Source organism: Maribacter sp. BPC-D8, assembly GCF_035207705.1.
Taxonomy (GTDB): Bacteria; Bacteroidota; Bacteroidia; order Flavobacteriales; family Flavobacteriaceae; genus Maribacter.
In genome coordinates this window covers 4197632-4221063 of sequence record NZ_CP128187.1, presented here as the reverse complement: position 1 = coordinate 4221063, position 23432 = coordinate 4197632, and the positions used below count along the sequence as shown (strand labels likewise).

Below are 23432 nucleotides of genomic sequence, written 5' to 3'. Positions count from 1 at the left end.
CTTAATACAAAATACAATGAAAATAGCAATCATAGGTGCAGGTAATTTAGGACTTTCTATAGCAAACGGAATTCTAAAAAGTAATGGTGCAACGAGCATGTACCTTACTAAAAGAGACACCAAGTCTATTGCAGATTTTGAGAAATTTGACAAGGTTACGGTCACTAACGATAACCGTTTGGCCGTGCAAAATTCAGATATCTTAATCTTTGCAGTACAACCTGTTCATTTTGCTGCCATCTTAGAAAGCATAAAAGATCTATTGACCGAAAATCATGTGATTATATCTACAATAACCGGTTTCGGAATTGAAAAAATAGAAGCAGTTATCGGTAAAGACAATTACATTGTTAGAAGTATGCCCAATACAGCCATTTCCGTAGGTAAATCTATGACCTGCATCTGTAGTAATGAAAAAGGAAAAAAACGTATCGATTTAACAAAGGCTATCTTCAATAGAATGGGGCATTCTATGGAAATACCTGAGAACCAAATGCAAGCTGCAACAGTTATTTGTGCAAGTGGCGTAGCGTTTTGGATGCGCCTTATTCGCGCCACCACCCAAGGTGCCATACAATTAGGCTTCGATGCTAAAGAAGCACAAGAACTAGCAATGCACACTTGTAATGGCGCTGCAAGTTTATTAATAGATTCGGGCAATCATCCCGAAGAAGAGATTGATCGAGTAACCACGCCAATGGGCTGCACTATTACCGGCTTAAATGAAATGGAGCACCAAGGTTTAAGCTCATCTTTAATACGCGGTATTATCGCATCGTATGATAAGATTACCGAATTTAAAACCAAATAAAAATCCATCATCAAATCAGTTCTTAACGAACTTGAATCCTTTTGAATTATGAAATTATTCGATGTTTACCCACTATATAATGTTACTCCCGTTTCTGCAAAAGGTATTGTAGTAACCGATGACAAAGGTCAAGACTATTTAGACTTTTACGGTGGTCATGCCGTAATATCTATTGGACATTCGCACCCACATTATGTGGAGCGCCTAAAAGATCAATTAGATAAAATCGGATTTTATAGTAATGCTGTTCAAAATCCGCTTCAAGTAGAATTAGCCGAAAAATTAGGTATCGCTTCTGGCTGCGAAGATTACAATCTGTTTCTGTGCAATTCTGGCGCCGAGGCAAATGAAAACGCACTTAAAATGGCATCTTTTGTTACCGGAAAATCGAAAGTTATCGCTTTCAATAACGGATTTCATGGTCGTACATCTGCTGCAGTAGCGGCAACCGACAATCCGTCTATAAATGCTGAAATTAATCAGCAGCATGAGGTGGTATTTCTTGACCTGAACGATATCAAAGGTTTTGAAAGAGAAATTTCAAAGAATGTCTGTGCCGTAATCATAGAATCAATACAAGGTGTAGGCGGATTGGATGAACCGACAACAGAATTCTTACAACAAGTGGCTTTGCTATGTAAAGAAAATGATGCCTTATTAATTGCTGATGAGGTGCAATGCGGATTCGGTAGAAGTGGTAAATTCTTCGGATTTCAACATCATAATATACAACCTGATATTATTAGTATTGCAAAAGGAATGGGGAACGGATTTCCTGTTGGTGGCGTTCTTATTCACGAAAGTATAAAAGCGAAATACGGAATGTTAGGTACTACTTTTGGTGGAAACCACTTGGCATGTGTAGCTACAATGGCAGTTTTAGAAGTTATTGAGAAAGAAAACTTAATCACCAATGCCGAAGAATTGGGAGTTTATTTCAATGAGAAGGCAAAAGAAATTCCGCAAGTAAAACGTGTAAAAGGTAGGGGATTAATGCTTGGGCTAGAGTTCGATTTTCAGGTAGCTGATCTTCGCAAAAAATTAATTTACGAGCACCACCTTTTTACCGGTGGCGCCAAAGACAAAACGGTACTTAGAATTTTACCCGCATTAAACATTACAAAACAAGATTTAGACGTGTTTTTCACCGCTCTTAAGACTGCTTTATCATGATAAAAACACTCAGCTTAGAAAAAAGAAATGCCGTTCTAAAACGTATGGCAGAATTGGTTCAACAAGAAGAATCAATTTTAATATCTGCAAATGAGAAAGATTTAAATTCTTTCGAATCTGCCGACATCGCAATGATTGATCGCTTAAAGGTGAATAAAGATAAGGTTAGAGAAATGGTTTCTTCCTTAAAAAAATTAGCAGCTCTACCAGATCCTTTGCATGTAGAACGTTTTCAATTTACGCATGACAACGGTTTAGAAATTAGTAATAAAACAGCTCCGTTCGGCACTATCATGATCATTTATGAATCTAGACCAGACGTAACTATTGAAGCTGCCGGTATCGCTTTTAAATCTGGAAACAAAATATTACTAAAAGGTGGTAAAGAATCGTTGAACTCGAACTTGGTTTTGGTCAATTTGTGGCATAAAGCTTTGGAATCTTGTGACTGTTCTGAAGATTGGATTACGTACTTGAATTATTCAAGAACAGAAACGCAGCAGTTTCTTGAAAAACCAACTCAAAAACTAGATTTAATTGTACCGCGTGGTGGAGAAAAATTAATTGCATTTGTAAAACAACATGCGCAATGCCCAGTAATTGTTAGCGGTCGTGGAAACAACTTTGTATATGTTTCTCATGAAGCAGATTTACAAATGGCTTTAGACGTAATTATCAATGCTAAGACCACAAAAATATCGGCATGCAATGCAGTTGACAAAGTGATTATCTCAAGAGACTTACCCCGTAAAATGGAGTTTTTAAATCACTTGGTCAAAACCCTTAAAAAGCACAATGTAGAAATTTTGACCGATGCCAAACTAGCCGGATTAGAAGGTACTTCGCAGATGGAAGATGAAGCTGTTTGGCATGAAGAATTTCTAGATTATAAAATTGTTATTGGGCAAGTGCCCGATGTTGATGAAGCCATACAACTTATCAATACTTACGGTGGCGGACATTCAGCTGCTATTATCACAAAAGATGAAGAAGAGGCTACCACTTTTATGCAATCTGTAGATACTGCGGCTGTGTATCATAATGCATCTACCCGTTTTACTGATGGCGGACAATTTGGTCTAGGTGGTGAACTAGCTATCAGTACCGATAAATTACACCAACGCGGACCAATTGGGTTACAACACCTAGTCACCAATAAATGGTACGTAAAAGGGAATGGACAGATTAGATAGTTAGGAGTTAGGAGTTAGGAGTTAGGAGTTAGGAAAAATTAAAACTCATCCTAGAAAAAATGAGACAAGCATGTTGAAAAAGAGAATTTTATTAAAATTGGGTTCCAATACCTTAACTAAGGATACCGACCATATTTCTCGTGGTAAAATTGAAGATATTGGTAGGCAAATAGCAGCTTTGAAAGATCAATATGAATTTATTATTGTGAGTTCTGGTGCTATTGCCGCAGCGAAACAATTTGTAAAACTGGAGCATAATGGCGAAGAAATCAATGTAAAACAGGCATTGGCATCTATTGGTCAGCCGCACTTAATGCGTATTTTTCAAGAGAATTTTAGAGAATTAGGTCTTTTTACATCACAGTGTTTACTATCATATTCCGACTTTGAAAAAGAGCAAACTAGAGTGAATATTAAAAACACGATAAACGTTCTGGTTGCTAATAATTTCATCCCTATCATTAATGAAAATGACACGGTAGCAACCGATGAAATTAAGTTTGGCGATAACGATAAATTAGCAGGACTAACAGCCTCTCTTTTATCCGCAGATATTCTAATTATTGCTACCAATACTTACGGTATTTATACGAAGTCATCCTTATCAACTACTACACCAAAAACTATCGAAACAGTATCGGATCTAAGCATCCTATTAAAAGAAATCGGAGAATCTAAATCTACGCATGGCACAGGCGGAATGCAATCTAAAATAGATGCAGCAACCATCGCTCAAAAAGCAGGTATTGAAACTTGGATTACAAATGGTTTAAAAGATCACTTCATTACCGACGCCATTGATAATAAAAGCACATTTACAAAAATCAAAGCATCATGAATTACCTTTCTATAAATGATATTGACTCTTTATCTACCTGGGTAAAAGAAGCTATATCGCTTAAAAAACAACCTAAGAAATTTAAAGCCTTGGGTAGTGACAAAACTATCGGACTCCTATTTTTCAACAACTCGCTACGTACACGTTTAAGTACTCAAAAAGCGGCATTGAATTTAGGTATGGAAGTTATTGTTATGAATTTTGGTAGTGAAGGCTGGGCTCTAGAATATGCCGACGGGACTATTATGGATCAAGGTACCTCTGAGCATATAAAAGAGGCTGCTCAAGTAATTTCTCAATATTGCGACATCATAGCAATACGTGCATTTGCAGGGTTGAAAGACAAAGATTTAGATGAAGCAGAAGAAGTATTAAACGGCTTTAAAACATACGCATCTGTGCCTATCGTAAATATGGAGAGTTCTGTGGGGCACCCTTTACAGGCACTTACCGATGCCATTACTTTAGAAGAACATAATTTTAAGAACAACCCAAAGGTAGTTTTGTCATGGGCACCACACCCAAGGGCTTTACCACACGCGGTCGCCAATTCTTTTATTCAAATGATGCAGAAGCAAAATGCCGAATTTGTGATTACACATCCTGAAGGTTATGAGCTAGACCCTAATATTACCAAAGATGCTAAGATTGAAAACAATCAAGAGAAGGCGCTAGAAAATGCCGATTTTGTATATGTAAAAAACTGGAGTAGTTATACCGATTACGGTCAAATAAAATCTCAAGATACTACTTGGCAAATGACCTTAAAAAAATTAGGAAAGGCTAAATTTATGCATTGTTTACCCGTACGTAGAAATGTAGTGGTTGCCGATGACGTTCTAGATAGTGCACAATCATTGGTCATTGAACAAGCGAATAACAGAACATACGCAGCACAATTGGTTCTAAAGAAAATACTGGAGAGCAATGAAAATTAATAGATGGATATATATTGGCATCGCATTATTTGCGCTCATATTATTTGTAGTCAACTTAACAGATATTGACCATAGCACTGCACACTGGAAAGCCTACATGGGTCCAGTAAGTAACATAATTCTTATTATCGCCATGGTACTCATGTTCAAATTTTCTGACGATGAAAAATAAACTAAGTGTCGTAAAAATTGGCGGTAATGTCATTGAAGATGAAAAGGCTTTAGCTATTTTTCTTACAGCGTTTGCAAAACTAGAAGGATTAAAAATATTAGTACATGGTGGCGGAAAACTAGCTACTCAACTAGCCACTAAATTAGGTGTTGAATCTAAAATGATAGACGGTAGACGTATTACCGATACCGAAACTGTAGATATCATTACCATGGTCTATGGCGGATTAGCAAACAAGAAAATCGTTGCCCAGCTGCAAGCAAAAAATATTAATGCTATCGGGTTAAGTGGTGCTGATGGTGACAGCATACAGGCACATAAACGCCCCATAAAAGAAATTGATTACGGATTTGTAGGTGATATCGATGGTGTAAATTCTGAATTCATTAGCAACCTTTTATCCATTAACCTCACGCCTATTTTCTGCGCATTATCGCATGATGGCGCCGGACAATTATTGAACACAAACGCAGATACCATCGCATCTGAAATTGCAATCGGTATGGCATCTACATATGAAACTACTCTTTATTATTGTTTTGAGAAAAAGGGTGTTTTACTAGATATTGCCGATGATAATAGTGTTGTAAAAAACATCAATACAACTACATATAAAGAACTATTATCAGCAGGAGTAATTGCTGACGGCATGCTACCTAAACTTCATAATTGCTTTCATGCACTAAACAACACTGTTAAAAAAGTATGTTTGGGCGATGTAACTATGTTAGACAAAAATACCGAACTGTTCACTACATTAACTCTATAGCATGAATCAAACCGAACTTACAGAAAGCGCGTTAGCATTATTGAAAAAATTAATTTCAATAGAATCTTTTTCTAAGGAAGAAGACAAGACTGCCGATGCGATACAAGCGTGGCTGGCAAAATACGACATCCCTACAGAAAGAGATGGCAACAATATTATAGCGAAGAATAAATTTTGGAACGATAGCAAACCTACTCTTCTTTTAAACTCGCATCACGATACTGTAAAACCTAATAAAGCATATACAAAAGACCCTTTTTTGCCCCACATTGAAGATGGTAAATTATTTGGGTTGGGGAGTAATGATGCCGGCGGACCTTTAGTGTCTCTTCTTGCAACTTTCGTGAATTATTACCATAACGAAAATCTCAGCCATAATATTCTAATGGTCGCTTCTGCAGAAGAAGAAAATGCAGGTGAGAATAGCTTACGCGGATTGTTACCAAAATTGCCCCATATTGATGTAGCTATCGTTGGCGAACCAACATTGATGCAACTGGCTATTGCTGAAAAAGGTTTAGTAGTTTTTGATGCTGTAGTAAAAGGGACTCCCTCGCACGCTGCACATCCTAATGATGATAATTCCATCTACAACTCCATTAAAGTTTTAGAATGGTTTAAGAACTATACATTTGAAAAATCGTCTGAAGCATTGGGAGATGTAAAAATGACCGTCACCCAAATTAGCGCAGGTTCACAACACAACGTAGTTCCAGCTCAAGTTGATATGGTCGTCGATGTTCGTGTAAATGATGCTTATAGCAACAAAGAAATTGCAGATTTACTAAAGAAGGATGCGCCATGCGAATTAAAGGAGCGATCTTTACGCCTGAATTCGTCGAAAATAGATAAAGACCATCCGTTAGTGAAATCGGGTATTGCTTTAGGTAGAACAACTTACGGCTCACCTACCCTCTCTGATCAAGCAGCTTTAAGTTGCCAGTCATTGAAAATAGGACCTGGAGATAGCACACGTTCTCACTCAGCAAATGAATTTATCTATGTTCATGAAATTGAAGAAGGTATAGATTTGTATATTAAATTATTAAAAGGATTTCTGCACTAAGCGTGCGGATAATTATTAAACTAATTTCAGTATTAAGTTTTGAACTTGATACTTGAACTTGACACTTGAATTATGAAACTCTGGGATAAAGGATTTAGCACTGATAAAAAGATTGATCATTTCACCGTTGGTAATGACAGAGAACTAGATTTACTTTTAGCTAAGTATGATGTTATTGCATCTAGAGCTCATGCTAAAATGTTAGGCGAAATTGGACTGATTACACCTAAAGAAACTCAAGACCTTGTAAGAGAGTTGAATACTATCGCTGCAAGAATAGAAAAAGGAACTTTTACTATTGAAAATTCTTTTGAAGACATGCATTCTAAAATAGAATACATGCTTACCCTTAGCTTAGGTGATACTGGTAAAAAAATACATACTGCCCGCTCTAGAAACGATCAAGTTTTAGTGGCTATGCACCTTTATTTGAAAGATGAATTAACAGAAATTAAATCGATGACCAAGTCGCTATTTAATCTTCTTTTAGTAAAAGCCCAAGAACATAAAGATGTTATGTTACCTGGGTATACGCATTTACAAATCGCTATGCCTTCTTCATTCGGACTCTGGTTTTCTGCCTATGCAGAAAGCTTAATAGACGACCTTTATTTTATTGAAGCCGCCTATAAAGTTGCTGACCAAAATCCATTAGGTAGTGCTGCTGGTTATGGTAGTTCATTTGCAATCGACCGTAAATTTACTACTAAAGAAATGGGCTTTAGCACACTAAAATACAATGTAGTCGCTGCTCAAATGAGTAGAGGAAAAGTAGAAAAAGCAACCGCTTTCGGTATCGCAAATATTGCCGCAACGCTTTCTAAAATGGCTATGGATATTTGTCTGTACATGAGCCAGAACTTTAACTTCATCTCTTTCCCAGATGAATTGACTACAGGTTCTAGCATTATGCCACATAAAAAAAATCCTGATGTTTTTGAATTGGTTCGTGGTAAATGTAACAAGCTACAGTCTATACCAAATCAGCTTACTTTAATCATCAATAACCTACCAAGCGGATACCATAGAGACCTGCAATTAGTGAAGGAAATTATTATACCGGCAATTCAAGACATGAAAGCGTGTTTAGAAATATTGACATTTAGTTTAAAAGAAATTAAAGTCAATAATGATATCTTAGAAGACCCGAAGTATGACTACCTATTTAGCGTTGACACTTTAAATGAGTTGGTGCAAAACGGCATGCCTTTTAGAGATGCCTACAAGAAAATGGGACAAGAAATTAACGAAGGTACTTTTACACCGAAGAGAGATATTCACCACACTCACGAAGGTAGTTTGGGCAATCTTTGTTTGAAGGAAATTAATGATAAAATGAAGGAGATTTAGTTCTCCTTCAAATATCTATCTGAATAAATTTTGGTGAACTGGGCTCCGAAAGTGACGATTAAACTAGAATAAGATACCCACAACATGACCAATATTATGCTACCAGCAGCGCCATAGGTCGAACCCGGCTCTGCTTTACCGAAATAGAACGCAAGCGCATATTTACCTATTAAAAACAATAATGCGGTTAATGCAGCACCTACCTTAACTGCTTTCCATCGAACATGGGTGCTGGGCAGGTATTTAAACATTGCTCCAAATAAGAGATAAATAAAGCCAAGAGATAATACAAAATCTAATCCAAAACCTAACTCTAACATACCGTCTGGCAAAAGTTTAGAAAGTTGTGTAGAAAAGGCAGACAATAATGAGGTGAGCACAAAACTTACCAATAATAGAAATCCTATAATTATTATAAATCCAAAGCCCTTTAATCTCATAAACAAAGTAGATAGCACTTCATTAGAGTATTTCGGTTTTACCTCCCAAATGTCATTTAACGAATTTTGTAACTGATAGAATACTCCGGTTGCACCATATATCAATACTCCTACTCCCAAAAGGGTCGCTACTAATGATGTTTGTTGACTACCGCGATCAGCTATCATTTCTTGAATTGATTGTGCCGTATCGGATCCCATAGCCGATGAAATTTCAGCAAATAACTCACCACGCACAATCTCTTTACCCCAAATTCCCCCAACTAATTCCAATATTAAAATCAATAAACCGGGCAAAGAGAGAATTGCATAATATGCTATAACCGCACTTATTTGAAATGGCTCTTTCTCCATCCATTCGTTATAGGTTTTCACCAGTAACTTAGGAATATGTTTTAGTCTGAATTTAGAGTTTTTCTCTTCTGTTTTTAGTGCCATTTATAGGTATTGAATGCTACATATAAATCTACGTTAGAGTACACACGTATTGTAACCCAATCAAAATAAATACTACCTCTTTACTTATTCGTTTAAGTGATTTTATCAGACACTCTTCAATAATTTATGAATGAACTCTAATTTATTCTTTACGGGTTCTGATATGATGAATGGGTATGGATCGTCTTCTCCCATAGATCGGCTCATACTATTCAATGCGAACAGTAACGGAATACCGGTATCCATCACTTTTTTAAAACTGGTTTCTTTGTAAGGATCGAAACTAGCATTCATCTTTAAATTTTTCTTGGCGGTAATCTTAGGATCTGTTTTGAGTCCAAAATTATAGGCGGTTTCCAAAACATCGGTCAAGTGTAGATAATGCGACCAGGTTTCTGCCCAATCTTCCCAGGGGTGCGATGATGCATACTTACTTATAAAACGTTGTTGCCAATTTGCTTGAGGACCATTGTTATAATGATTGTTCAAAGCATCAGCATATGACTGTGAATCATCTCCGAAAATAGTTCTGAATTCAGCCAATACATCAGGATTGTCACGAATAAGCAAGTCCCAAAAATAGTGTCCGACTTCATGCCTAAAATGACCGAGCAAGGTTCTATAACGTTCAGACATTTGTTGTTTGACTTGTTCTCGTACAACTGGATCTGCTTCAGAAATTAAAAGAGTAATTACGCCATTAGCATGACCAGTTTTTAAATCTTTTGACCCTTCTGGCAAATCGTCTTTCGCTAAAAAATCGAAGCAAAATCCCTTTAAATCGTCTGTAGTCTTACTTACTATAGGTAGTCTAAATCGCAATAATTGATATACCAATCTATGTTTGGCAATTTCAATGTGCTGCCACTTATTTAGATTGTCGTCATCTAGAATATCAGGTATGGTTCTATTTAAACTGCATGCTAAACAAAACTCATTTCCTTTTTCAACATCTACAAGCCAGTTACAAACATTATGTTTATGATTTCTACAGTATGTATAGGTTTTGTCTTCCAATTCTGGAAGTTGCCATTTAGTAGCATTTACATCTAAGGAAACTATCTTATTGTAATAAGAAGAATACCCTAAAAGGTAGCCACAGTTTACACATTTGTTATTCTCGAAAACAACTGTATTCTTACAGTTTGTACACTGAAATAATTTCATATCCTATCGTCTTTTAAACAGACAAGGACATTGTATTATTTGATCATCTTAAGATTTATAACCTCTTGATCGGTCAAATACCTCCAGTGTCCTCTTGGTAAATCTTTTTTAGTAAGACCACCATAAACAACCCTATCCATTCTTTGAATCGTATATCCTAAATTTTCAAAAATGCGTTCTACAATTTTATTCCTAGAACTATAAATCTCAATACCGACTTCTCTTTTTGGAGCATCAGCAATAAAGCTTACATCTTGTACACGAACTGCCTTTTCATCAACAACTACGCCTTCTTGAATCTTCTTTAAATCCGCACTTCTTAATTCTTGGTCTAAAACCAAATGATAAATCTTACGCATGCCGTTTACAGGGCTTTTCAACACCTTGGTCATGCTACCATCATTGGTGAACAAAAGTAAACCTGTATGTTCTTTTTCCAATTTATCTACCGGAAGTAATTTTGACTTAGAAGCACTAGATATTAATCCAGAAACGTGTCTTTTCCCTTTTTCATCACGTACAGTAGTAAGAAAGTCTTTTGGCTTGTTCAGCAATACATATTCTCTCTTCACAGGATTTAGTAATTGACCATCGAATTTTACTTCATCGCTCAACTTAACCTTATATCCCATTTCTATAATAGGCTTTCCATTTACAGTTACATTACCGGCAGCAATGTATATATCTGCATCTCTTCGAGAACATACCCCAGAGTTGGCAACATATTTATTTAATCTAATAGAATTTGGGTCTTGTGGTTTAGCTGGCGTCACATTTTTTTTAATGGGCGCATTACCACGAGCGAAGCTCTTCTTTTTAAAATTACCACCTTGCCTACCTGAAGCATTTTTTCCCCTACTAGAATCATCCCTACTCATAACTGTACCAATTTTGCACAAAGGTAGCAAATTGCGTTGTCGTTCAAATAGTTATATGAAACATATTACGAACAACTATAGTATTCTGTTTAAAACAAGGTCAACGTCTATGAGTAGAATACCAAAGACACCCATTACTATAATTAATTTAAGAATATTATGCAGCCAAACATAGTCTTTACGGGCGTTTGCCTTAAATAAAAGAAATATAAAAAGGACTAGCAATACCACACAAAGCATGAAATAAAAGTTCATATACCCCACATCGAACTTAAAAATTAGAAGTAATGATGGCACTAGGGTCAATAAAATCAATAAGCTGATAAGAACTTTAGAAGTTCGTGCTCCGTAAATTATCGGGATAGTTCTATAATTCTGAGCTAAATCTCCTGAAATATTTTCTAAATCTTTAATCATTTCTCGAGCTAGTATCAATAAAAAAAGAAATACTGCATGCATAAAAATCACTGGCTGAATATTCTTGTAGTAAATAAAAACCACAAAGAATGGTGTAATTGCCAAAGTGGCTGAAATAAAATTCCCTAAAAACGGAATTTTCTTCAACTTATGAGAATAGATCCAAATACCGAAAATGTATGATGAGAAGAAGAAAACAGCTCTAAAAGAAACATAACTGGCTGCTATTACTGCTAGAAAATTGAGCACAAAATACGTAGTTAACTTAAATCGCTGGCTTACCAAACGATCCAACATACTTTTTCGTGGTTTATTAATGAGGTCTTTTTCTGCATCGTAGAAATTATTGATAATATAACCCGCAGCAATAACCATAGCAGAAGCTATTACAATGACGAAAAGATTAACGTCAAAAACGACTTTACGAACAGGAAGCTCTGGCGCTAAAATATAAATCGACGCCAAATATTGGGCTAGCGCTATAACTAGAATGTTATACCCCCTAACCACTGAAAAAAGACTCAGTACTTTTAAAAGTAAGAGTTTATTTCTTCTATTAAGCATTTATGAAAATTACCTAAAAATTATAGACTACTTCTAGTTTGTAGTCTTTTAACGCAGTTTTAGCTTTTTCAAAATCTTCGGTGAAACCTAAAATATAACCACCACCACCTGAGCCACAAAGCTTTAAGTAGTAATCGTTAGTATCGATTCCGTTTTTCCATAAAGCATGAAATTTTGCAGGAATCATAGGTTTAAAATTATCTAAAACAACATGAGATAATTGCTTTAAATTACCGAACAATGACTGAATATTGCCATTTACAAAATCTTCTACACAAGCATCTGTATGCTTTATGAATTGATTTTTTAGCATTTTACGAAAACCGTCATTCTTCATTTGCTCCATGAAAATCTGAACCATTGGTGCAGTTTCTCCAATAATACCACTATCTAATAAGAATACAGCTCCTTTACCTTCTGCATTTTGAGAAGGAATGCTGGTAGACTCAATATTGTCTTTAGAGTTTATAAGAATTGGAAGGCTTAAGTAACTATTCAATGGATCTAGACCAGATGATTTACCATGAAAAAACGATTCCATTTTACCGAATATCGTTTTTAGTTTCAATAATTTTTCTCTGGTTAAGTTCTCTAGAACCGTTATTTTATCTTGTGCGTATTTATCATAAATAGCTGCGACTAAAGCACCACTACTACCTACACCATACCCTTGCGGTATAGAACTGTCAAAATACATACCTTCAGCAACATCAGCTTTTAAAAGATCTAAATCGAAAGAAACTAAACTTGGTTCTTCAACAGTTAGCTCTTCTAAATAAAGAGCAAATGCAGCTAAACTTTCGTTAGATTTTGTTGCCTCTTTTGAAACGCTTGCATCAGATTTCAAAGCTCCCTTATAAAAATTATAGGGTATTGATAATCCTTTGGAATCTTTAATGATACCATACTCTCCGAAGAGAAGAATTTTTGAATAAAAAAGAGGTCCTTTCATTTTAAAAACTAAGCTAATATTGATACTTATATAAATATAGTCAAAGATTCACATAAAGTTGAACGTTTTACCCTAAAAGGTTAAACAAAGTAGATGAATCATTCTTTTACAAACGTTTTTTATAAAAAAATAGTACATTAATTACCTACAACTTCTTAGCACCCAGACCAATTCGATCACAAATATACTGCCCATTTTGACAAAAAGGCACTAACTTCTCTTTTATAAACGGAAAAACGATATCCTTTTCATTTTCCGGATATAATACATGAACATTGGCACCTGCATCTAAGGTAAAGCAAACATGGGTATTAGATTCTTGCCTAAATTTCCAAATCTCATTAATTATTGAAAGGGTATTGGGCTTCATTAGTATGAAATACGGATTACTAGTCATCATCATCGCATGTAATGTAAGTGCTTCGCTTTCTACAATATTTATGAAAGTATCTAAATCACCATCTGCGAAAACCGATTTCAACTTTTCTAAATTGGTATGCGCCTGATCAAACCGCTGAGTCGCAAACGGGTGCCCATGCATTAACTCATGACCTACCGTACTACTTACTTGTTTCTCACCCTTATCAACTAATAAAATAGTATCATGAAAATTATTGAATAGCTCATGTACTGCGTACGGATACTTTATACCGAATAAGTTTGAGCTTCCTTCAATCGAAGCTGTTTCACCCCATTGCACCAAAGGTCCTTCAATACTGCGACATGCGCTACCTGAACCTAAACGAGACAAGAACGAAACTTTTCTATTAAAATATTCATCAGAAATAGACTCAGAGAAAGACCTCTCCATCTCCATAAAACATAATGCCAATGCTGACATACCACTCGCAGATGATGCTATACCACTACTATGCGGAAAAGAATTTGATGTATTTATAATAAAGTGATACTCTTTTAAAAACGGCAGATAGACTTCTATTCTTTTTAAAAATGTATTTATTTTCGGCTTAAATTCTTCTTTTGCTTCACCTTCAAATAATAAGTCGAACGAAAACTCATCACTTTTTTCGTCCTTCTTTTTATACTGAACACTAGTTTTAGTAACGCATGCAGCCAATGTAAAACTGATTGATGGGTTAGCAGGGATCTGATTCGCTCTCTTACCCCAATACTTTACCAAAGCAATATTGCTGGGCGAAGAATACGATACTGTGCCTTCTTCTTTCAATGTGGTATATGATGCTGGAATAAATTCTTTTTCTGACATTGAATATTCAATTTGTGCAAATATAGTTTTTAGGACTATCAATTAAAATAATTCCTTATTTTAGAGCTAAACACCAACCAATTGAAAAGAAAGCTTACATACATTCTTATTGGTATTGTCATTTGTTCGGTTATTGGATTTCTTAGCAGCGTGGTCACGCAAAGCTCTGTAAACGGATGGTATATGACATTGAACAAGCCAAGTTTTAATCCGCCAAACTGGATTTTCGCTCCCGTATGGAGTGCTCTATATATTATGATGGGCATATCTGCCGGTTGGGTCTGGGCAAAAGGCTTTCATCATAAATATGTAAAAACGGGATTGTACCATTTTGGTTTTCAACTACTTTTAAATGGACTGTGGAGTATTGTATTTTTCGGACTAAAACAACCATTTTATGGGCTACTCGTAATTATGGCACTTCTCGTAGTTTTATCTCTTACTATTAAATGGTTCAATGTCGTCAGCAAATTTGCTGCCATATTACTAATTCCGTATTTACTTTGGGTTTGTTTCGCTACAGCTTTGAATTACAAAATCTGGGAGCTGAATTAACCTAATTACTCAACTCTAATAATTTGTGCATGGTTCTATAGTTTCTGGTAGTTGCCAAAATTTTCAGTTTTCGCTCTATCAAATTATTATTCAATTTTGCTTTGCCATACCCAACTTTACACTTTAGATAAATACAATTATCAGAAATTGAAAACTCTTCGTTCTCGTACGATTCTGCCTTAAACGTAGTAAATTCTTCAACTTTCGGAACATCATTAAGCAATACAAAATAGACTTGCTTTCTTATAATTTCATCTTCCGATTCGAACGGATTATCATTAAGAATATCGCGTAATTGTGAAGTAGTCTTTACTATTACAGGTACTTCGAAACCAAAACTTTTTAAAATAGCTTTAGAAATCAATGCTTCTAATTCTGACGTATTCTGCAGTTCACTTTTAAAAACCACATTACCACTTTGAATGTACGTTTCAACATCTTGTAGTTTTAAACCATTGCACAGTTCTCGAAGTTCAGCCATCGGTATTTTATGTTTTCCGCTGACATTTATCCCTCTTAAAAATGCGATAAAAGTCTTCATTTTATGATTGATCCGCATTCAAACTTTCTACCACTCCGTTCGCTGCAATGTAACCACCTGTCCAAGCATTTTGAAAATTGAATCCGCCAGTAATGGCATCTACATTAATAATCTCACCTGCGAAATACAGCCCAGGCAGCATTTTACTTTCGTAGGTTTTAAAATTGATTTCCTTTAAATCTAAACCACCAGCGGTTACAAATTCTTCTTTAAAAGTACTTTTTCCGTTAACTTGAAAAACACCTGCAGTCAGTTGTTCTGCTAATGAAGTTAATTGTTGTTTAGATACTTCTGGCCATGTTGTGGTATCATCAATACCAGCTGATTTTACCAAATTCGCCCATAAACGTTTGGGGATATCTAGCACCTTGGTTCTTAAAATAGTTTTCTTTTCTACCTGCTTTACTTTTAAAAACAACTCTAACAATCCGTTTTGGTGATATTCTGGTACCCAATTCACCTGAATTTTAAATTGATAATTATACTGCTCTAAAATTCTCGCTCCCCATGCAGATAGCTTTAAAATAGCTGGTCCGCTCATTCCCCAATGCGTGACCAATAATGGTCCGTCTGAGCTTAAACCAGATGTATCTAATTTTGTTTTTCCTGTCTTTTTACCAAAGTTCTTTTTGGGTATTACGTTTACCTCGGCATGTGTAGCCACACCGGGTATATCTGCTATACGCTCATCTTTTATATTAAAAGTGAACAATGACGGTACAGGTGGAACAACGGTATGCCCTAATGCTTCAATATACTTCCACATTTTAGGATTGCTTCCCGTTGCCAAAATGAGCTTTTTGCAGTACATAAAACTCTCGCCTACGGCAACCTTCCAAATCTTAGCTCCTTCTTCCTCAATTTGCTCTATTCCGGTCACAGAACAAAGTGTTTTCACCTGAACTCCTAATCTATCTGCCTCTGAAATAAAACAGTCTATAATTGTCTGTGATGAATTACTAACAGGAAACATTCTACCATCTTCCTCGATTTTTAAAGCAACACCGCGTTCTTCAAAAAAACCGACGGTATCGCCACTGGCATAGGTATGAAAAGGACCTAAAAGTTCTTTTTCTCCTCTTGGATAGTTCTTGCTTAAATCTGCCGGATTAAATTCTGCATGGGTAACATTACAGCGACCACCACCAGAAATTTTCACCTTGGTCAGTACATCTTTACCACGTTCTAAAATAGCTATTTTAGTATTTGGTCTTTTTTCTGCGATATGTATTGCCGCATAAAAGCCTGCAGCACCACCACCAATTACTAAAACGTCGTACATTATTTTACCCGTTCTGGAAAGTTTGTAATAATACCATCTACCCCAATACGTTTCATTGCATCAATATCTGCAAGTTCATTAACCGTCCAAGTATATATTTTAAAACCGGCATCTCTAATCTCATTTGCCTTTTCTAAATCTAATTTATCAAAAGCAGGGTTTATAGCTACGGCATTTAATTCTTTAGCCACAGGTATGGCTTCTACAGGGTTTTCTTCAGTCAAGACTGCAATGGCTACGTTCGGGTTATGCTTACGCATTTCCTTCAGCTCATCCCAATTAAAACTTGAGATTACAAAATTCTCTGCAGACCAATTTCTTTGTTCGATATAGTAATTCATGATATGGTTAACCTTATCTGCAGTACCTGCACCTTTCAGCTCTATATTTAAAGCAACCTTGTTGTCAATTAGCTTTAAAACATCTTGAAGCATTGGTATTTTATGTCCACCCTCAACGACTACCTGCATTAAATCAACAATGTAATAATCTTCAATATTACCTGGTGCATTTGTTAATCGATCAAGCTTATCATCATGAAAAACAACAATCTCTCCACTTTTAATTTTAAAGACATCGATTTCTATCATATCAACACCCAAATCCATTGCTTTTTGAATAGATGGCAAGGTGTTTTCAGTTTCGTGACCCATAGCACCTCTATGACCAATTACTAACGGTTCTTCTTTCATATTACAAGATGCTAAAGTGATACAAATAAAAGCTAAGGCAATTCTTTTGAGCATATCTTAAGATTTTAATTCAAAAATAAAGGATTCTAAAGGATTTAAGTTGATTGCGACATGACCTTCTCCATTTTCTACTCGTAATGAATTCTCATGACCATAAAGTGCATCAAGTAATTGATAACTACCTTCTTTTAATTGCCATGTATTCATTAAATCGACCGGTAATTTTAAATCGAACGAAAAATGGTCGTTGACATCAAAATTTGAAACAACTATAAGTTTTTGATTCTCTGACCAACGAACATATGACAATACCCTGTGGTTGTAATTTTCAGTAATTTCTTTATTGTAAAAATGAATCTCGCGATAAGCACCCATTAAAGCCTCACTACTAATAGTAAAATTCAATAAACGTTTGTAGAAGTCTCTCAAAGAAGCTTCTTCTGGGGTAGATTGACCACCATCGAACTTTTTATTATTCACCCATCTTTGGTGATGAGGAACACCGATATAATCAAAGATTGATGTTCTTGACGCACTACCAAAACCTGCATGTTCAGCAGCTGGCTCACCAACTTCTTGCCCGAAATAAATCATCGTTGGCGATGTACTTATAGTTGCAGAAACGACCATTGCAGGTCTGCCTATTTCAGCATTACCTACAAATTCTGGACTAGCAATTCGCTGCTCGTCATGATTCTCTAAAAAGTGAAGCATGTTATGTTCTATATCATGCAAACCATTTTGCACTACCGGCAAATGATCAGACCAACCGTAGCCTTTCATTATATGTTTTAAGCCGTCATAGAAATCGACCTTGTCATATAAATAATCCATTTTTCCTTTATGGATATAGGTTCTATATAAATCTGGATTATACACCTCTGCCATTATAAAAGCATCGGGGTTTTTCATTTTGATAGATGAATTCATAAAGCTCCAAAACTCTACCGGAACCATTTCTGCCATATCATATCTAAAACCATCAACACCCATCGATAACCAATACAAGGCAACATCTCTAAACTTACGCCAAGAACTAGGCACTACTCTTTTTACCCAGTAATTAAAATGCTCTTCATAATCTTTCTCCCCAAAATCATTCGGCAGCATATCAAAATCTAACCTACCATCTGGTCTAACACCATAATTTATACGAACGGTCTCATACCAATCGTTCATATCTGGTTGCGGACTACGTGAACCATTACCTGTCCATTTCGCCGGAATCTCCTCTAATTTAGCATATGAGAAATCTGGAACGTCGCCACCTAATGGAACATAACCATCTCGCCATTGTGGAGTTTTAAATTCCGTTCCCGGGATGTAATAAAAATTATTGTCTTTTTCATATTCTACGGATGTATCATCGCCAAATCCGAAATCAGAAACCCCTTTAGGATTCGTCTTTCCTTCATACTTTCTAGCTACATGATTCGGCACAATATCAATAATCACCTTCATACCCGCCTTATGTGTACGATCAATAAGTGATTTGAACTCCTTTAACCTTTTTGAAGGGTCTTTAGCCAAATCGGGGTTAACATTGTAATAATCTTTAACTGCGTAAGGCGATCCTGCTCTACCCTTAACCACGTCTGGATCATCATTAGAAATACCAATTTCAGTATAGTCATTGATTACAGCGTGATGCGGTATACCTGTATACCAAATATGGGTGACACCTAAATCTTTAATTTCTGTAAGCGCTTTTTTATTAAAATCAGCAAACTTTCCTATCCCATTTTCTTCTATAGTACCCCATGGTTTGTTATTGGTATTCGTGTTACCAAAAAGTCTGGTAAATACATGATAAATTACAATCTTACTATTCATGGGGCAGTTCAATTTTAAACTTTAAAGCACTAAACTAAAGACTTATTACACAGTAGTCAATTCATCTGGAAACAATGCTACCTTTTTTCCATTTACACGAATGGTCACTTCTTCAGTTCCTGTCAAATGAAAAGTAGTGTTCTTAGCAGTGACATTTACTTTTATTATTCTGTTTCTAAAATTTACTTTAAAAGAATATGCACTCCATTGATTCGGTATTTGAGGCTTAAATGATAATTTATCATTTATAACACGCATACCTCCAAATCCTTCCACAATACTCATCCAAGTACCAGCCATAGATGTAATGTGCAAACCTTCTTCTACCTCTTTATTATAATCATCTAAATCTAATCTAGATGTTCTTAAATAGAAATTATATGCCTGTTCCATTCTACCTAATTTCGCTGCCTGAATACTATGTACACATGGTGACAAAGAAGATTCATGAACGGTAAAAGGTTCATAGAAATCGAAATGCTTTTCTAAATCTTCAGTAGAGAAATCTTCCTCAAAAAAGTAAAATCCCTGTAAAACATCTGCTTGTTTTATATACGGAGACCTTAAAATTCTGTCCCAACTCCATTTTTGATTAATAGGTCTTTCTGTTTTTGGTAAATCATCTACCCTTACCAAATCTTTATCTAAAAAGCCGTCTTGCTGTAAAAATACACCATGCTCTTTCGAATATGGAAAATACATTTTATTAGCTACTTTTCTCCATTTATCACACTCTCTATCGGTAAGCTGAGTTTTACCAATTATTCTATGATAATCATCTGAATAACCACTCTTAACTTTGTCTAGCTGGGTAAGCGTATAATTAATACACCATTTCGCTAAATAGTTTGTGTACCAGTTGTTATTGACATTGTTCTCATACTCATTAGGTCCTGTAACCCCAAGCATTACATATTTATTTTTATCCGTAGATAAGTTTACACGTTGATGCCAGAATCTAGAAATACCAATTAACACTTCTAATCCCATTTCAGGTATGTAGCTGTAATCGCCCGTATATCTAAAATAGTTATGGATTGCAAAGGCAATAGCCCCGTTTCTATGAATTTCTTCAAAGGTAATTTCCCATTCGTTATGGCATTCTTCACCATTCATGGTTACCATTGGGTACAATGCTGCACCATTAGAGAACCCTAATTTCTTCGCATTTTCAATAGCCTTTTCCAGATGATTGTAACGATATTTCAATAGCTTTCTTGCCACCTTATCATCTTTGGTAGCCATATAGAAAGGAATACAGTATGCTTCGGTATCCCAATAGGTACTACCGCCGTATTTTTCACCTGTAAAGCCTTTTGGACCAATATTCAATCTAGAATCTGTACCTAAATACGTTTGATTTAATTGAAAAATATTAAAACGAATACCTTGTTGCGCCTTTACATCGCCTTCAATTACAATATCGCTCATGTCCCAAATAGCAGCCCAAGCATCTTTTTGTTTTTGTAAAAGCTGCTCAAAACCTAAAGTACTTACTTCATCTAAACTATTATTTGCTACTTGTTTGAGTTCTTCATTTGGGTGATTTCTTGCAACAGTGTATCCACCAAATTTCGTCAACGTAACAGACGAATTTGCTTTTACATCTTGCCCAAATTTTAAAGACACAAAATTATCTGTCTTTTCTGAAGGAACACCTGTTACTTCAGCACCATCATACTTCAAAGAAGCCTGCATAAAAGTACAGGTCTTGAATTCTGTTTTCATGGTATGTGCCTCTATAAAAGCACGATTATCAGCTGTACTTACATTTGTGGTATTCCAGAATTTATCATCCCAGTTACTATCTTCATTTGTAATACCACTATCTAAATAGGGCTCAAACACTATTGTAGCATCAGTATTTAAAACCTTAACCGTATAAGCTATAGCCCCTACAGCATCAACATCTATACTTAAAAACCGTTTTACAACAACCTCTATTTCTACATTATTAGAAGTTACCGCTTGAAAGCTCCGGTTGTAAACACCCTCTTTCATATTCAATTCTCGTCTAAAATTTGACACTTTCTTACTCGTCGCCAAATCGAACTCTACCCCATTAATATAAATTTTGATTCCGATCCAATTAGGAGCGTTCAAAACCTTTGCAAAATATTCTGGATAGCCATTTTTCCACCAGCCCACACGGGTTTTATCAGGATAATATACTCCGGCAATATAACTACCTTGAAAAGTTTCGCCGGTATAGGTTTCTTCAAAATTGGCACGTTGCCCCATGGCACCGTTACCTATACTAAATATACTTTCAGAAGACTTTACGTTTTCTTGATCGAAACCTTCTTCTATGATGCACCAATTATCTGGTTTTATATAATCTTGATTCATAAAATTTATATTGAATTGAAATATGAAAAAATGAAATTAAAATACAGCTACCTTAATTTATTCTTTATGTTCTTTGTTGATTAATGATTCTAAAAAACCATCGCTCATTTCTGTAAAGTCATTAAAATTATAATTTGCTTCGTTTAGTATTTCAGCATCTCCAATACCAATGCTTACCATATTAGCAGCATTAGCCGCTTGTATACCAGCAACTGCATCTTCAAAAACCACACATGAATTTGCTGCAACACCTAAATTGTTCGCTGCAATTAAAAACACCTCTGGGTCTGGTTTTGCCTTTGTTACACTATTACCATCGACAATACTATCGAAATATGGCAATAAATCAACCTTCTCTAAAATAGGTCTTGCATTTTTGCTTGCCGAGCCTAGTGCAATCGGAATATTCTTATTCTTCAAATATTCTAAAACCCTAGTTACATCTGGTAGAATCTCACTTGAATCCATCTTTTCAATGTAAGCAAGGTAGTCTACATTTTTCTCTACCATCCAAGTATCGAACTGATCTTGTGTAGCTGTTATATTGCCAATATCTAAAAGAATTTCTAAACATCTTTTTCTACTCACTCCTTTAAAGAGTTCGTTCTGCTCTTTGGTAAATTCAAACCCTAATTCATTAGCTAGCTTTCGCCATGCCAAATAATGGTATTTAGCCGTATCAACTATAACACCATCTAAGTCAAATATAAAACCTACTTTTTCCATTTTCATTAAAATATTAATTGATTGTAGAACCTCTTTTAATTAATGTTGCTTCAATAACCTCTGTTCTAAAAGGCGCTTCAACCATTTCAGTTGACTCCATTCTATTGATCAACATTTTAGCCGCCAATTCTCCCATTTTTTGACCATGTTGAGCAACCGTACTAAGTTTAGGAGAAGAGAACCGAGATAAGATTCCGTCTGTAAATCCGATTATAGAAATATCTTCAGGTATTCTAAAACCCATTTGCTGAATAACACTCATACATTGAACTGCAAAAATCTCATTGACACACAATACCGCTTCTATTTCATTTTTTTGAAAAAACTCTTTTATTAGCTTTGTATTGTCTAAATCATGAGGTAAAGTCAAAATTAGATTCTCATCGAACGTTATGTCATTCTCTTTTAAAGCTATTAAATAGCCATCTTTTCTACTTTCACTGACATTAAAATAGTTGTCGGTAGTAATCAATGCGATTTTTTTAGATCCCTTCCCTATAAAATGCGCTACAGATTCGCGAGATATCTCAACATCATTTAACACAACCTTATCGCATGCAACTTCTGGGGTTACTCTATCAAAAAGTACTATTGGTATACCCTGATCTAATAACTCTTTTAAATGTGTAAAATCATTTTTACGTTGTGTTTCAGCACTCAAAGAAAGTATAAAGCCATCTATACTGCCATTCGCCAACATTTCCATATTAATAACCTCTTTATCAAAAGATTCATCAGAAATACAAACAATAACATTATACCCCATTTGGTTGGCATACATTTCTATACCCCTAAAAACTGTGGTAAAAAAGTGATGTACAATATCTGGAATGACAACCCCAATATTTTTGGTTCTCTTATTCTTTAAACTAAGTGCTATATTATTAGGCCGGTAGTTATAGAATTTTGCAAAAGCCTTTATTCTATCTTTTGTGTCTTTGCTAATTTCTTTACTATTTTTCAATGCCTTCGACACCGTAGAAATTGAAACATCAAGTTCTCTAGCAATATCTTTTAAAGTGATTTTTGGTTTCAAAAAAAAGGGATTTAAATTTTAAGA

General features: G+C 35.4%; 23 protein-coding genes. 10 read left to right on the top strand and 13 right to left on the bottom strand.

Annotation, left to right across the window (positions count from 1 at the left end; translation table 11 throughout):
* Positions 1-16 precede the first annotated feature (16 nt).
* From proC to argH, 9 genes are all read left to right on the top strand, one after another.
* Positions 17-811 (top strand): pyrroline-5-carboxylate reductase, encoded by a 795-nt coding sequence (gene proC / locus QSV08_RS18525; RefSeq protein WP_324025185.1) that lies wholly within the window; start codon positions 17-19, stop codon positions 809-811.
* A 48-nt stretch (positions 812-859) separates the two neighbouring features.
* Positions 860-1984: an aspartate aminotransferase family protein gene (locus QSV08_RS18520; RefSeq protein ID WP_324025184.1), complete on the top strand. Its 1125-nt coding sequence runs from the start codon at positions 860-862 to the stop codon at positions 1982-1984.
* Entirely contained in the window at positions 1981-3177 is a 1197-nt protein-coding gene (locus QSV08_RS18515; protein WP_324025183.1) for a glutamate-5-semialdehyde dehydrogenase, read from the top strand. Before QSV08_RS18520 ends, QSV08_RS18515 begins: the two co-directional genes overlap by 4 nt.
* A 70-nt stretch (positions 3178-3247) precedes the next feature.
* Positions 3248-4015, top strand: a complete 768-nt coding sequence (gene proB, locus QSV08_RS18510) for a glutamate 5-kinase (RefSeq protein ID WP_324025182.1) — start codon at positions 3248-3250, stop codon at positions 4013-4015.
* Positions 4012-4953 carry an acetylornithine carbamoyltransferase gene (locus QSV08_RS18505; RefSeq protein ID WP_416382031.1) on the top strand — a complete coding sequence of 314 codons (942 nt, stop codon included), beginning with the start codon at positions 4012-4014 and terminating at the stop codon, positions 4951-4953. Before proB ends, QSV08_RS18505 begins: the two co-directional genes overlap by 4 nt.
* The gene (locus QSV08_RS18500; RefSeq protein ID WP_324025181.1) at positions 4943-5125 is read left to right on the top strand and encodes a hypothetical protein; all 183 of its coding nucleotides are present in this window, start codon (positions 4943-4945) and stop codon (positions 5123-5125) included. The genes QSV08_RS18505 and QSV08_RS18500 overlap by 11 nt, the downstream gene beginning before the upstream one ends.
* Positions 5115-5894, top strand: coding sequence for an acetylglutamate kinase (gene argB, locus QSV08_RS18495; RefSeq protein ID WP_324025180.1), 780 nt, complete (start codon positions 5115-5117; stop codon positions 5892-5894). The genes QSV08_RS18500 and argB overlap by 11 nt, the downstream gene beginning before the upstream one ends.
* 1 nt (position 5895) lies before the next feature.
* Positions 5896-6960: a M20 family metallo-hydrolase gene (locus tag QSV08_RS18490; RefSeq protein ID WP_324025179.1), complete on the top strand. Its 1065-nt coding sequence runs from the start codon at positions 5896-5898 to the stop codon at positions 6958-6960.
* A gap of 72 nt (positions 6961-7032) precedes the next feature.
* The gene (argH, locus tag QSV08_RS18485) at positions 7033-8310 is read left to right on the top strand and encodes an argininosuccinate lyase (protein ID WP_324025178.1); all 1278 of its coding nucleotides are present in this window, start codon (positions 7033-7035) and stop codon (positions 8308-8310) included.
* On the opposite strand, the gene QSV08_RS18480 is transcribed toward argH, so the two are convergent.
* The 6 genes from QSV08_RS18480 to QSV08_RS18455 form a co-directional block, all read right to left on the bottom strand.
* Positions 8307-9188: a YihY/virulence factor BrkB family protein gene (locus QSV08_RS18480; protein ID WP_324025177.1), complete on the bottom strand. Its 882-nt coding sequence runs from the start codon at positions 9186-9188 to the stop codon at positions 8307-8309. The two genes, argH and QSV08_RS18480, sit on opposite strands and share 4 nt — an antisense overlap.
* 105 nt (positions 9189-9293) lie before the next feature.
* The gene (locus tag QSV08_RS18475) at positions 9294-10355 is read right to left on the bottom strand and encodes a zinc-binding metallopeptidase family protein (protein ID WP_324025176.1); all 1062 of its coding nucleotides are present in this window, start codon (positions 10353-10355) and stop codon (positions 9294-9296) included.
* Positions 10356-10390: 35 nt separating this feature from the next.
* Entirely contained in the window at positions 10391-11233 is an 843-nt protein-coding gene (locus tag QSV08_RS18470; protein ID WP_324025175.1) for a pseudouridine synthase, read from the bottom strand.
* Positions 11234-11308: 75 nt separating this feature from the next.
* Positions 11309-12214, bottom strand: a complete 906-nt coding sequence (locus tag QSV08_RS18465; protein ID WP_324025174.1) for a geranylgeranylglycerol-phosphate geranylgeranyltransferase — start codon at positions 12212-12214, stop codon at positions 11309-11311.
* A gap of 13 nt (positions 12215-12227) precedes the next feature.
* The gene (locus QSV08_RS18460; RefSeq protein WP_324025173.1) at positions 12228-13166 is read right to left on the bottom strand and encodes a mevalonate kinase; all 939 of its coding nucleotides are present in this window, start codon (positions 13164-13166) and stop codon (positions 12228-12230) included.
* Positions 13167-13311: 145 nt separating this feature from the next.
* Complete coding sequence (locus QSV08_RS18455) at positions 13312-14394, bottom strand: diphosphomevalonate/mevalonate 3,5-bisphosphate decarboxylase family protein (protein ID WP_324025172.1); 1083 nt, start codon at positions 14392-14394, stop codon at positions 13312-13314.
* An 81-nt stretch (positions 14395-14475) separates the two neighbouring features.
* Here QSV08_RS18455 and QSV08_RS18450 point away from each other — a divergent pair, with 81 nt between their 5' ends.
* Positions 14476-14949, top strand: coding sequence for a TspO/MBR family protein (locus tag QSV08_RS18450; RefSeq protein ID WP_324025171.1), 474 nt, complete (start codon positions 14476-14478; stop codon positions 14947-14949).
* 1 nt (position 14950) lies between these two features.
* Here QSV08_RS18450 and QSV08_RS18445 read toward each other — a convergent pair whose 3' ends face one another.
* Genes QSV08_RS18445 through QSV08_RS18415 form a run of 7 tightly spaced genes read right to left on the bottom strand, consistent with a single transcriptional unit; the run spans position 14951 to position 23408 of the window.
* Positions 14951-15490, bottom strand: a complete 540-nt coding sequence (locus tag QSV08_RS18445; RefSeq protein WP_324025170.1) for a DUF1697 domain-containing protein — start codon at positions 15488-15490, stop codon at positions 14951-14953.
* A gap of 1 nt (position 15491) precedes the next feature.
* A complete protein-coding gene (locus tag QSV08_RS18440; RefSeq protein ID WP_324025169.1) occupies positions 15492-16772 on the bottom strand; it encodes an NAD(P)/FAD-dependent oxidoreductase in 1281 nt (426 codons plus the stop codon).
* Positions 16772-17518, bottom strand: coding sequence for a glycerophosphodiester phosphodiesterase (locus QSV08_RS18435; RefSeq protein ID WP_324025168.1), 747 nt, complete (start codon positions 17516-17518; stop codon positions 16772-16774). The genes QSV08_RS18440 and QSV08_RS18435 overlap by 1 nt, the downstream gene beginning before the upstream one ends.
* Positions 17519-17521: 3 nt before the next feature.
* On the bottom strand, positions 17522-19297 hold the full coding sequence (locus QSV08_RS18430) for an alpha-amylase family glycosyl hydrolase (RefSeq protein WP_324025167.1): 1776 nt from the start codon (positions 19295-19297) through the stop codon (positions 17522-17524).
* 45 nt (positions 19298-19342) lie between these two features.
* Entirely contained in the window at positions 19343-21646 is a 2304-nt protein-coding gene (locus QSV08_RS18425; protein WP_324025166.1) for a glycoside hydrolase family 65 protein, read from the bottom strand.
* Between the two features lie 57 nt (positions 21647-21703).
* The gene (gene pgmB / locus QSV08_RS18420) at positions 21704-22372 is read right to left on the bottom strand and encodes a beta-phosphoglucomutase (RefSeq protein ID WP_324025165.1); all 669 of its coding nucleotides are present in this window, start codon (positions 22370-22372) and stop codon (positions 21704-21706) included.
* A gap of 13 nt (positions 22373-22385) precedes the next feature.
* Positions 22386-23408, bottom strand: coding sequence for a LacI family DNA-binding transcriptional regulator (locus QSV08_RS18415; RefSeq protein ID WP_324025164.1), 1023 nt, complete (start codon positions 23406-23408; stop codon positions 22386-22388).
* Positions 23409-23432: the final 24 nt, after the last annotated feature.

Excerpts from the sequence above, each read along its gene's own strand:
- proC (WP_324025185.1), top strand. The coding sequence starts at position 17 with ATGAAAATAGCAATCATAGGTGCAGGTAATTTAGGACTTTCTATAGCA.
- argH (WP_324025178.1), top strand. The coding sequence starts at position 7,033 with ATGAAACTCTGGGATAAAGGATTTAGCACTGATAAAAAGATTGATCAT.
- QSV08_RS18425 (WP_324025166.1), bottom strand. The coding sequence starts at position 21,646 with ATGAATCAAGATTATATAAAACCAGATAATTGGTGCATCATAGAAGAA.
- QSV08_RS18475 (WP_324025176.1), bottom strand. The coding sequence starts at position 10,355 with ATGAAATTATTTCAGTGTACAAACTGTAAGAATACAGTTGTTTTCGAG.
- argB (WP_324025180.1), top strand. The coding sequence starts at position 5,115 with ATGAAAAATAAACTAAGTGTCGTAAAAATTGGCGGTAATGTCATTGAA.
- QSV08_RS18435 (WP_324025168.1), bottom strand. The coding sequence starts at position 17,518 with ATGCTCAAAAGAATTGCCTTAGCTTTTATTTGTATCACTTTAGCATCT.
- QSV08_RS18470 (WP_324025175.1), bottom strand. The coding sequence starts at position 11,233 with ATGAGTAGGGATGATTCTAGTAGGGGAAAAAATGCTTCAGGTAGGCAA.
- pgmB (WP_324025165.1), bottom strand. The coding sequence starts at position 22,372 with ATGGAAAAAGTAGGTTTTATATTTGACTTAGATGGTGTTATAGTTGAT.
- QSV08_RS18440 (WP_324025169.1), bottom strand. The coding sequence starts at position 16,772 with ATGTACGACGTTTTAGTAATTGGTGGTGGTGCTGCAGGCTTTTATGCG.
- QSV08_RS18515 (WP_324025183.1), top strand. The coding sequence starts at position 1,981 with ATGATAAAAACACTCAGCTTAGAAAAAAGAAATGCCGTTCTAAAACGT.
- QSV08_RS18490 (WP_324025179.1), top strand. The coding sequence starts at position 5,896 with ATGAATCAAACCGAACTTACAGAAAGCGCGTTAGCATTATTGAAAAAA.
- QSV08_RS18505 (WP_416382031.1), top strand. The coding sequence starts at position 4,012 with ATGAATTACCTTTCTATAAATGATATTGACTCTTTATCTACCTGGGTA.
- QSV08_RS18445 (WP_324025170.1), bottom strand. The coding sequence starts at position 15,490 with ATGAAGACTTTTATCGCATTTTTAAGAGGGATAAATGTCAGCGGAAAA.
- proB (WP_324025182.1), top strand. The coding sequence starts at position 3,248 with ATGTTGAAAAAGAGAATTTTATTAAAATTGGGTTCCAATACCTTAACT.
- QSV08_RS18520 (WP_324025184.1), top strand. The coding sequence starts at position 860 with ATGAAATTATTCGATGTTTACCCACTATATAATGTTACTCCCGTTTCT.
- QSV08_RS18465 (WP_324025174.1), bottom strand. The coding sequence starts at position 12,214 with ATGCTTAATAGAAGAAATAAACTCTTACTTTTAAAAGTACTGAGTCTT.
- QSV08_RS18455 (WP_324025172.1), bottom strand. The coding sequence starts at position 14,394 with ATGTCAGAAAAAGAATTTATTCCAGCATCATATACCACATTGAAAGAA.
- QSV08_RS18460 (WP_324025173.1), bottom strand. The coding sequence starts at position 13,166 with ATGAAAGGACCTCTTTTTTATTCAAAAATTCTTCTCTTCGGAGAGTAT.
- QSV08_RS18430 (WP_324025167.1), bottom strand. The coding sequence starts at position 19,297 with ATGAATAGTAAGATTGTAATTTATCATGTATTTACCAGACTTTTTGGT.
- QSV08_RS18500 (WP_324025181.1), top strand. The coding sequence starts at position 4,943 with ATGAAAATTAATAGATGGATATATATTGGCATCGCATTATTTGCGCTC.
- QSV08_RS18480 (WP_324025177.1), bottom strand. The coding sequence starts at position 9,188 with ATGGCACTAAAAACAGAAGAGAAAAACTCTAAATTCAGACTAAAACAT.